The sequence below is a fragment of the Myxococcota bacterium genome, assembly GCA_035498015.1.
GTDB lineage: Bacteria > Myxococcota_A > UBA9160 > SZUA-336 > SZUA-336 > VGRW01.
The window spans coordinates 52,692-62,963 of the sequence record DATKAO010000134.1; the positions used below are offsets into that span (position 1 = coordinate 52,692).

At 71.2% G+C, this 10,272-nt stretch carries 7 protein-coding genes; all 7 read right to left on the reverse strand.

Annotated elements, in window-relative coordinates; genetic code table 11:
• Positions 1–184: 184 nt before the first annotated feature.
• The gene (recG, locus tag VMR86_12230; GenBank protein HTO07810.1) at positions 185–2,527 is read right to left on the reverse strand and encodes an ATP-dependent DNA helicase RecG; all 2,343 of its coding nucleotides are present in this window, start codon (positions 2,525–2,527) and stop codon (positions 185–187) included.
• Positions 2,527–5,718: a carbamoyl-phosphate synthase large subunit gene (gene carB / locus VMR86_12235; protein HTO07811.1), complete on the reverse strand. Its 3,192-nt coding sequence runs from the start codon at positions 5,716–5,718 to the stop codon at positions 2,527–2,529. Before carB ends, recG begins: the two co-directional genes overlap by 1 nt.
• Positions 5,711–6,859, reverse strand: a complete 1,149-nt coding sequence (gene carA, locus VMR86_12240) for a glutamine-hydrolyzing carbamoyl-phosphate synthase small subunit (protein ID HTO07812.1) — start codon at positions 6,857–6,859, stop codon at positions 5,711–5,713. Before carA ends, carB begins: the two co-directional genes overlap by 8 nt.
• Entirely contained in the window at positions 6,856–8,148 is a 1,293-nt protein-coding gene (locus tag VMR86_12245; GenBank protein ID HTO07813.1) for a dihydroorotase, read from the reverse strand. The genes carA and VMR86_12245 overlap by 4 nt, the downstream gene beginning before the upstream one ends.
• Positions 8,145–9,056, reverse strand: a complete 912-nt coding sequence (locus VMR86_12250; GenBank protein HTO07814.1) for an aspartate carbamoyltransferase catalytic subunit — start codon at positions 9,054–9,056, stop codon at positions 8,145–8,147. Before VMR86_12250 ends, VMR86_12245 begins: the two co-directional genes overlap by 4 nt.
• Positions 9,053–9,607, reverse strand: coding sequence for a bifunctional pyr operon transcriptional regulator/uracil phosphoribosyltransferase PyrR (gene pyrR / locus VMR86_12255; protein ID HTO07815.1), 555 nt, complete (start codon positions 9,605–9,607; stop codon positions 9,053–9,055). Before pyrR ends, VMR86_12250 begins: the two co-directional genes overlap by 4 nt.
• 469 nt (positions 9,608–10,076) lie before the next feature.
• Positions 10,077–10,272: hypothetical protein (locus tag VMR86_12260; GenBank protein HTO07816.1), on the reverse strand; the 196-nt coding region annotated here is incomplete at its 5' end.

Consider the following 10,272-nt stretch of genomic DNA (forward strand, 5'->3'; position numbering starts at 1 on the left):
TCCCCAGCGAAGAGCGTCCCCAACTTCATATTCGTGCTGCCAGGTGTCTCCGAACTTGAATTGAACGCGCAGACGGACCTTTCGATCGCAGTTGGGGCACGGGGCATCGACCGAGACTACGTTGAATGCACTCAGGGCGCCCACTCCTCTCTTCGCCAATGGCGGAGGCAGTCGACTTCGTCGCTCACGACGTGGCCAGCACGAGGCGGTTGCCCCAGCGGCGGGTGACGGCTTCGACGAGGCCAGGCTGGGTGGAGAGGTCGCGGTCGCGGCGGAGAAGCTGCTCGGCGGCGCGGCGCACCGGGTCCAGATACTCGCCGTGTCGCACCAGGTCGGCGAGGCGCAGCTCGGGCAGGTGACCCGCCTGGCGCGTGCCGAGCCACTCGCCAGCGCCGCGAATGCGCAGGTCGGCCTCGGCGATGTCGAAGCCCGAGTCACTGCGCTCCAGGATCGCCAGTCGCTCGACGCTCTCCGGCGTGGTCGGGTCGGCGATCAAGAGCGCGCGCCCCGGACGGCCGCCCCGCCCCACCCTGCCGCGCAGCTGATGGAGCTGCGCGAGGCCGAAGCGCTCGGCGTGCTGCACGATCAAGAGTGTCGCCGCCGGCACGTCGACGCCCACTTCGATCACGGTCGTCGCCACGAGCACGCGCACGCGGCCGGCGGCGAAGTCGGACATGGCCCGCGCGCGGTCGGCCCGCTCCATGCGGCCGTGCACGAGCGCGGCAGTGACTCCCGGCAGCGCCTTGCGCAGCCGCTCGAAGCCGCGCGTGGCGTCCTTCAGGTCGGCCTTCTCGGACTCCTCGACCAGCGGGTAGACCACGAAGATCTGCTCGCCGCGGCGCAGGGTCTCGTTCACCTCGCTCATCACCGCGCGGCCGGCGGTGGGCGCGACGATGCGCGTGGCGACCGGCGCGCGGCCGGGCGGCCGTTCGCGCAGCACCGAGTGATCGAGGTCGCCGAACACCGTGAGCGCGAGCGAGCGCGGGATGGGAGTGGCCGACATCGCGAGCAGGTGCGGGTTCTCGCCCTTGCGCGCCAGCGCGCGCCGCTGCGCCACGCCGAATCGGTGCTGCTCGTCGATCACCACCAGCCCGAGCCGCGGCAGCTCGACCGACTCGGAGAACAGCGCGTGCGTGCCCACGACCAGGCTCACTTCGCCGCGCTCGAGCCAGCGCGCGAGCTCGGCGCGCTCGCGTGGCGGCGTCGCGCCCGTGAGCAGTGCGCCGCGCACGCCCAGCGGCGACGCCAGGCGCTGCAGGGTCTCGAAGTGCTGCTCCGCGAGCAGCTCGGTGGGCGCGGCCAGCACGGCCGAACGGCGCGAGGCGCGCGCCGCCGCCGCCGCCAGCACGGCGAGCACGGTCTTGCCCGTGCCCACGTCGCCCACGAGCAATCGGTTCATCGGCGCGCGGGCGGCCAGGTCGGCCCGGATCTCGCCCCAGACACGCAGCTGGTCGCGAGTCAGTGAGAACGGCAGCGCGGCGCGCGCTCGTGACTCCGCCTCGTCGGAGAGCACGAGCGGCTCGGTCGTCCGCCGGCGCAGGTCGCGCCGGCGAAGCTCGAGCCCGAGCTGCAGGAGGAACAGCTCCTCCGCGACCAGCCGCAGGTGATACGGCGTGCTGCGCTCGCGCAGGCTGGCGGGGTCGAGCCCAACGCCGGGCAGGTGCACCTCGCGCAGCGCGGCGCCGATCTCGGGCAGGCCGAGCTCCGCGACCGTGGCCTCGGGCAGCCAGCCGTCGACCAGGTCGGCGGCCGAGCGCAGCGCCGTCTCGACGATGCGGCGCGCGGTGCGCGGCGGCAGGCCTTCGACCGCCGAGTAGCTCGGCACGATGCGCGGCAGCTCGCCGGGCTCGGTGGCCTCGGCCAGCACCTCGACGTCGGGGTGGTGCAGCTCCTTGGCGAAGCGGTAGCGGCGCACCTCGCCCGCCACGAGCACGCGCGTGCCGGGCGCCAGCCGGTGCTCGAAGGTCGCGAGGCCCCGGAACCACTTGAGCTGCACGGCCCCCGTGCCGTCGGAGACCACCGCCTGGAAGAACCGCCGCCCGTTGCGCAGCGGCACGACGGCGCTGCGAGTCACCGTGCCGGCGAAGGCCGCCGCGCGGCCGACCTCGAGTCTCTCGATCGGCGTGATCTCGCGCCGATCCTCGTAGGCGCGCGGCAGGAAGAAGAGCAGGTCTTCGACGCTGGCGATCTCTTTGCGCGCGAGCGCCTGCGCGGTCTTCGGACCCACGCCCGGCACGCGACTCACATTCTCGGAGAGCCAGCGGTCGGGGAAGCCCGGCGCGAGCAGGCCCGCGAGCAGCTTCGCGATCTCCTCGAGCGTCTCCGGCGTCGCGCCCGACTCGAGCGCCGCCCCGGCGTCGCGCAGGCGCTTGGAGACTTCGGGCGGGACCCAGAGCTCGGCTGCGCGCTCGAGCGCCGCGCGCAACGTGCCCGCGAGATCGCGTACGCGCGCCGCGGCGTCGGGCGCGCGCCGCGCGAACTCGAGGGGTCCGCGAATGGCCGCGACCGCGTCGCGCCAGCGGGACATCAGCCCCTGTGCAGGTCCTGAAGCGCGATCGGCTGGACGGCTCCGGCGCGCAGCGCGCGGATCGCGCCGGCCGCGGCGCGCGCGCCGGCGACGGTGGTGAAGTACGGAATCCCGGCCTCGAGCGCAGAGCGGCGCATCGAGGCCGAGTCCTTCACGGCGGCGGCGTCGCCCAGCCGCGTGGTGGCGATCACGAGTGACACCTTGCCGCCGCGGATCAGGTCGTCGACGTGCGGCGAGCCCTCGCGCACCTTGTTGATCGCGTCGATCTGGAGCCCGCGCTCGCGCATGAACTCGGCCGTGCCGCGCGTGGCCACGAGCGAGAAGCCCTCCTCCTGAAGCACGCGCAGCGCCGCGGCGCCCGAGGGCTTGTCCTCGTCGCGCAGGGACGCGAGCACGGTGCCCGAGGTGGGCAGATCCATGCCCGCGCCGCGCTGCGCCTTGGCGTAGGCGCGCCCGAACTCGCGGTCGATGCCCATGACCTCGCCCGTGCTCTTCATCTCGGGACCGAGCAGCGTGTCGACGCCCGGGAACTTCACGAACGGGAAGACCGATTCCTTCACCGACACGTGCGCGGGCACGATCTCGGCGGTGAAGCCGAGCTCGGCCAGTGACTTGCCTGCCATGACCCGCGCCGCGAGCTGCGCGATCGGCACGCCGATCGCCTTGGACACGAACGGCACGGTGCGCGAGGCGCGCGGGTTCACCTCGAGCACATAGAGCATCTCGTCGGCGATCGCGAACTGCACGTTCATCAGCCCCACCACGCCGAGCTCGAGCGCCAGCGCACGCGTGGCGCGCTCGATCTCCTCGACCAGATAGCGCGGGAGGCTGTACGGCGGCAGCGAGCAGGCCGAGTCACCCGAGTGGATGCCCGCCTCCTCGATGTGCTCCATGATGCCGGCGATCACCGCCTGCTTGCCGTCGCACAGCGCGTCGACGTCGACCTCGATCGCGTTGGCCAGGAAGCGGTCGACCAGCACCGGATGCTCGGGCGAGACGTTCACGGCCTCGCGCATGTAGGTCTCGAGCTCGGTCGCGTCGTGCACGATGCGCATGGCACGGCCGCCGAGCACGTACGAGGGCCGCACCAGCACCGGGTAGCCGATGCGCTGCGCGAGCCGCACCGCGTCGGCGCTGCTGCGCGCCGTGCCGTTCTCGGGCTGGCGCAGGCCGAGCTTGGTCAGGAGCTCCGCGAAGCGCTCGCGGTCTTCGGCGCGATCGATCGCGTCGGGGCTCGTGCCGATGATCGGCACGCCCGCCTTCTCGAGCGGCACCGCCAGGCGCAACGGTGTCTGTCCGCCGAACTGCACGATCACCCCGCGCGGCTGCTCGCGCTGCACGATCGCGAGCACGTCCTCGAGCGTGAGCGGCTCGAAGTACAGCCGGTCACTCGTGTCGTAGTCGGTCGACACCGTCTCGGGGTTGCAGTTCACCATGATGGTCTCGAAGCCGTCCTTTTCGAGACCCAGCACGCCGTGGACGCAGCAGTAGTCGAACTCGATGCCCTGGCCGATCCGGTTCGGCCCGCCGCCCAGGATCAGGACCTTCGGCCGGTCGCTCGGGTCGGCCTCGCACTCGGCCTCGTAGGTCGAGTAGAGATACGGCGTGTGCGCCTCGAACTCGGCGCCGCACGTGTCGACGCGCTTGTAGACGGGCACGATGCCGCGCGCGAGTCTCTCGCGGCGCACTTCGTCTTCACTGACTCCCGACAGCTTGGCCAGGCGGCGGTCCGAGAAGCCCGCGCGCTTGGCTGCGGCGAGGTCGCGCGTGGCCGGGTCCCGGTACTCGGCCTCCTGCCGGATGATCTCCGACACGTGCCACAGGAACCACGGGTCGATCGAGGTGCACTCGTAGAGCCACTCGATCGTGCGTCCGCGGCGCAGCGCCTCGCCGATCGCCCACAGCCGGTCGGGGCCCGGCACCCGGAGCTTGCGCTCGAGCGTGGCGTCGTCGACGGCCAGCTCCTCGAAGCCGAAGCGCTCGATCTCGAGCGAACGGATGCCCTTCTGCAGTGACTCGCGGAAGGTGCGGCCGATCGACATGGCCTCGCCCACCGACTTCATCTGCACGCCCAGCCGCGGGTCGGCCTCGGGGAACTTCTCGAAGGTGAAGCGCGGGATCTTGGTGACCACGTAGTCGATCGTCGGCTCGAAGCTGGCCGGCGTAACGCGCGTGATGTCGTTCGTGATCTCGTCGAGCGTGTAGCCGATGGCGAGCTTGGCGGCGATCTTCGCGATCGGGAAGCCGGTGGCCTTGGAGGCCAGCGCCGACGAGCGCGACACGCGCGGATTCATCTCGATCACGGTCATGGCGCCGGTCTGCGGGTGCACCGCGAACTGGATGTTCGAGCCGCCGGTCTCGACCCCGATCTTGCGGATGATCGCGATCGCCGCGTCGCGCATCCGCTGGTATTCCTTGTCGGTGAGCGTCTGCGCGGGCGCGACCGTGATCGAGTCACCGGTGTGCACACCCATCGGGTCGAAGTTCTCGATCGAGCAGATGATGACCACGTTGTCCGCGCGGTCGCGCATGACCTCGAGCTCGTACTCCTTCCAGCCCAGGACCGACTGCTCCACCAGCACCTCGCCGCGCGGCGAGAGGTGCAAGCCCCACTTGAGCTTTGTCGCGAAATCGTCCGCCGTCTCTGCGATCGAGCCGCCTGAGCCACCGAGCGTGAAGCTGGGCCGGATGATCGCGGGCAGCCCGATCTCGGCCAGCACCTCCTTGCGCTGCTCGAAGTCGGTCACGTAGACCGACTTGGGCACGTCGAGGCCGATCTCGCGCATGGCGGTGCGGAAGCGCAGCCGATCCTCGGCCATCAGGATCGAGTCGAGCTGGGCGCCGATCAGCCGGATGCCGAGTCTCTCGAGCACGCCGGACTCGGCGAGCGCGATCGCGCAGTTCAGCGCCGTCTGTCCGCCGAGCGTCGGCAGCACGGCGTCGGGCTTCTCGATCTCGAGGATGCGCGCGACCGTATCGGGCGTGATCGGCTCCACATAGGTGCGCGTGGCGAACTCGGGGTCGGTCATGATCGTGGCCGGGTTCGAGTTCACCAGCACGACCTCGATGCCCTCTTCGCGCAGCGCCTTGCAGGCCTGCGTGCCCGAGTAGTCGAACTCACAGGCCTGTCCGATCACGATCGGGCCCGCGCCGATCAAGAGCACGCGCCGCAGCGTCGGGTCCTTAGGCATGCTGGTCCTCGATCAGCTCGCGGAAGCGGTCGAACAGATACGCCAGGTCGTGCGGGCCGGGCGACGCCTCGGGGTGATACTGCACCGAGAACACCGGCAGCGTGCGGTGGCGCAGGCCTTCGACCGTGCCGTCGTTCAGGTTCACGTGCGTGATCTCCACGTCGCCCGCGGCGCGCAGCGCGTCGGCGTCGACGGCGAAGCCGTGGTTCTCCGACGCGATCATCACGCGCCCGGACTGCTCGTCGCGCGCGGGCTGGTTCGCGCCGTGGTGGCCGAAGCGCAGCTTCCGGGTCCGTCCGCCCAGCGCCAGGCCGAGGATCTGGTGTCCGAGACAGATGCCGAAGATCGGGGTCTTCGCGGCCACGAGCTCGCGCACGATCGGAATCGCGTAGCCGACTGCCGCCGGGTCGCCCGGACCGTTGCCCAGGAACACGCCCTCCGGCTTCAGGGCGAGTGTCTCGGCCGCCGACGTGTCGGCGGGCACCACGGTCACGTCGAAGCCCGCATCGACCAGCTCGCGCAGGATGTTGCGCTTCACGCCGTAGTCGTAGGCGACGATCCGGTGCCGGCGCTTCGACACCGGCCGCGGCCGGCCGCGCCAGTCGTTGCCTTCGCTCCAGTCGTAGCGCCGGCCCTCGGTGACTCCATCGACCAGGTTGAGCCCCGCCATGGACGGGATCGCGGCCGCGCGCGCGCGCAGCTCTGCGGGCTCGTGCTCGCCGTGGGCGATCACGCCGTTCATCGCGCCCACGGTGCGCAGGTGGCGCACCAGCGCGCGCGTGTCGATGCCGCTGATGCCGGGCACCGCGTGGCGCTTCAGGTAGGCATCGAGTGTCTCGCGCGAGCGCCAGCTGGAGGGCCGCTCGTTGTAGCTGCGCACCACGAAGCCGCGCAGGAACAGCCCGCGCGACTCCTCGTCTTCGGGGTTGCAGCCCGTGTTCCCGATCTCGGGATAGGTCATGCACACGATCTGACCGGCGTAGGAAGGATCGGTGAGGATCTCCTGGTAGCCGGTCATGCCGGTGTGGAAGACGACCTCGCCCTCTCCGCTGCCCTTCCCTGCGGAAGGGTCGGCGCCGAAGGCCTGGCCCGGGTAGAGCGTGCCGTCGCCCAGCACCAGATAGGCGGAGCGCGCCTTCACCCGAGTGACTCCTCGCCGGCGGCGAACGCGAGCCGGCCGCCGACCCAGGTGCGCAGGGCGCGGCCCCGCAGCTCGCGGCCCAGGAAGGCCGAGTTCTTGGAGCGCGACGCGAGCTGCGTGGGCTCGACCTTCCAGGCGCGCTCGGGGTCGAGCAGCACCAGGTCCGCGGGTCCGCCCGGCTCGAGCGTGCCGCCCGGGATGCCGAGCACGCGCGCGGGCCGGGTCGAGAGCCGGTCGACCAGCTCGAGCGCGGTCATGCGCTCCTCGCGCACCAGCTCGAGCGCCACCGAGAGCGCGGTCTCGAAGCCCACCACGCCGAACGGCGCAGCGGTGAACTCGACGTCCTTCTCGTAGAGCGCGTGCGGCGCGTGGTCGGTCGCGACGCAGTCCAGCGTGCCGTCGGCCAGACCCTCGCGCAGCGCCTCGCGGTCGCGCGCGCTGCGCAGCGGCGGCGCCATCTTGTAGTTGGTGTCGAAGCCGCGCACCGTCTCGTCGGTGAGCGCCAGGTGGTGGGGAGTCACTTCGGCGGTGACTCGCACCCCGGCCGCCTTCGCTTCGCGGATCAGCTCGACCGAGCGCGCCGCGGACACGTGCGCCACGTGCAGGTGCGCGCCGGTGAGCCGCGCGAGCTCGAGGTCGCGCGCGACCATGGCCGTCTCGGCCTCGGCGGGCGACCCGGGCAGGCCGCAGCAGGTCGCGTGCGCTCCCTCGTGCACGACGCCCGAGCCGCGCAGGTGCAGGTCCTCGCAGTGCGCGATCACCGGACGGCCGATGCCGCGCGCGTACTCGAGCACGCGCCGCATGACCGCCGCGTTCATGATCACCGCGCCGTCGTCCGAGAACGCGACCGCGCCCGCGGCCGCGAGGCCGGCCATCTCGGACATGATCTCGCCGCGCAGCCCCTGGGTGGCCGCGGCGATCACGCGCACGCGCACCGCCCCAGACTCGCGCGCGCGGCGCTGGATGTACTCGGTCACCGCGGGCGTGTCGTTCACCGGATCGGTGTTCGCCATGCAACACACCGTGGTGTAGCCGCCGGCGGCCGCCGCGCGGGTGCCGGTCTCGATGTCCTCCTTGTACTCCTGGCCTGGCTCGCGCAGGTGCGCGTGCAGGTCCACGAAGCCGGGCGCGAGCCACAGGCCCGCCGCCTCGATCACTTCATCGGGCACGCCCGACGAAGGACTGCCGACCGACTCGATGCGGCCGTCGGCCAGGTCGACGCTGCCCAGCTCGTCGCGACCCGTGGCAGGATCGAGGATGCGCGCGCCCTGGATGCGGAGCCGGGTCACCCCTCACCTCCCGTCAGCAGGTAGAGCACGGCCATGCGCACCGCGACCCCGTTCGTGACCTGGTCGAGGATGCGCGACGGCTCGGCATCGGCCACGTCGCTCGCGATCTCGACGCCGCGGTTGATCGGGCCGGGATGCAGCACGATCGCCTCCGGCTTGGCCAGGGCGAGCGTGCGCTGCGTGAGTCCGAAGGTGCGGGAGTACTCGCGAATCGAGGGGAACAGCGCGCCGTCGAGCCGCTCCTGCTGGATGCGCAGCATGACGATCACGTCCGCGCCCGCCAGCGCCTGTTCGAGCGAGAAGCACGGCTTCACGCCCAGCGCCTCGATGCCCGCGGGCATCATGGTCGGCGGCCCGGCGACGCGCACCTCGGCGCCCAGCTTGGTGAAGCAGTGGATGTCGGAGCGCGCGACGCGGCTGTGCGAGATGTCGCCCACGATCGCGATCACGCGGTTCTCGAGCGAGCCCAGTGACTGCCGCAGCGTGAAGGCGTCGAGCAGCGCCTGGGTCGGGTGCTCGTGGCAGCCGTCGCCAGCGTTCACCACCGGCACGCGCACGCGCTCGGCCAGCATGTGCGGCACGCCCGCCACCGAGTCGCGCACCACCAGCACGTCGGCGCTCATGGCGGCCAGGTTGCGCGCCATGTCGGCCAGCGTCTCGGCCTTCGAGAGACTCGAGCCCGAGCGCGACACGTTGATCGCGTCGGCCGAAAGCCGCTTGGCCGCGATCTCGAACGACACGCGCGTGCGCGTCGACGCCTCGAGGAACACGTTGATCACGGTGCGGCCGCGCAGCGTAGGCACGCGCTTGATCTCGCGCTGCGAGATTTCGAGCATGGCCTCCGACGTGTCGAGCACCTGCTCGATCTCGGCGCGGCTCATCTCTTCGATGCCGAGCAGATGTCTCATACGACTGCGACCTCGAGCTCGCCGTCCGCGCGCGCGCGCAGCACCACCCGCTCCGCGCGCGAGGTCGGAATGTTCTTGCCCACGAAGTCCACCTTGATCGGCAGCTCGCGGTGCCCGCGGTCGACGAGCACGGCGACCTGGATCGCCGCCGGCCGGCCGAAGTCGAGCACCGCGTCCATGGCCGCGCGCACGGTGCGGCCGGTGAACATTACGTCGTCGACCAGCACCACCCGCTTCTTGTCGACGGAGAACGGCATGCGCGTCGGCCGCGGCATCGGGCGCACGCCGCGCGCCACGACGTCGTCACGGTAGAGCGTGATGTCGAGCGCCCCCGCCGGCACCGGCCGCCCCGCCAGCGCGCCGAGCTGCTCGCCGATCAGCGCCGCTACCGGCTCCCCGCCGCGCACGATCGCGACCAGGCAGAGATCCTCGGCACCGGGGTTCCGCTCCAGGATCTCGTGGGCGATCCGTGTGGTGGCGCGCTGAATGCCCCCGGCATCGAGAACGACCCGTCCGCCGTTCGCCTCGAGATGCAAATCGGGTGAAGCCATCGCGCGCCCTTTCTCCACCTCTCTGGATGGAGTTAAAAGAGTCGGCGCGCAGCTTATCGGGGGTCCGGGGTGCCGTCAATGCTCGGACTCGGACTCGAGCATCGAGGCGCGCTGCGCTCCGCGCAGAAGCCCTCCGTCGCTGCTTCGGGAGTACCCTGCAGACGCTCCTCCGGGCTTCCGCGCCGGCCGCGCGCGCGAAAGAGATCAGCCCGCCGCCACACTAGAAGAGAGAACGCGTCGACGCTCCAGCCAGTGCAACCCTGCAGTCCGCGCCCGATGGCGTTGCGAACGCGGACTGGATGGTCGAAGGGGCGAGCTCTTCGACGCGACCTCGTATTTGTTTGTGAGACACCGAGGTCTCGTTCGCCGGCGCGGCCGGGGCAAAACCCAGAGGGAGCGTTGCGAGTCTTCGAGCACAGCGACCGACGGGTTTTAGCCCGGAGCGCCAGGCGCAGAGATGCTCTGGATCTCAGTCCGCGGGCCCCGAGACGCGATGGAAGATCCGGTGCCAGCGGATCTCTTCCACCTGGAAGGTGACGACTCTCCAGAGGGTGAAGATCAGGTCTCCGATGAAGCTGCGTTCGGCGTGGTCGTTCGAGGCCACGACCCAGGACCAGTGGATCAGGAAGGCTTTGCCTTTGATCGCCTCGGGTGACACGAAATTG

Coding starts and splice junctions, on each gene's coding strand:
- carB (HTO07811.1), bottom strand. CDS start 5,718: ATGCCTAAGGACCCGACGCTGCGGCGCGTGCTCTTGATCGGCGCGGGC.
- pyrR (HTO07815.1), bottom strand. CDS start 9,607: ATGGCTTCACCCGATTTGCATCTCGAGGCGAACGGCGGACGGGTCGTT.
- recG (HTO07810.1), bottom strand. CDS start 2,527: ATGTCCCGCTGGCGCGACGCGGTCGCGGCCATTCGCGGACCCCTCGAG.
- VMR86_12250 (HTO07814.1), bottom strand. CDS start 9,056: ATGAGACATCTGCTCGGCATCGAAGAGATGAGCCGCGCCGAGATCGAG.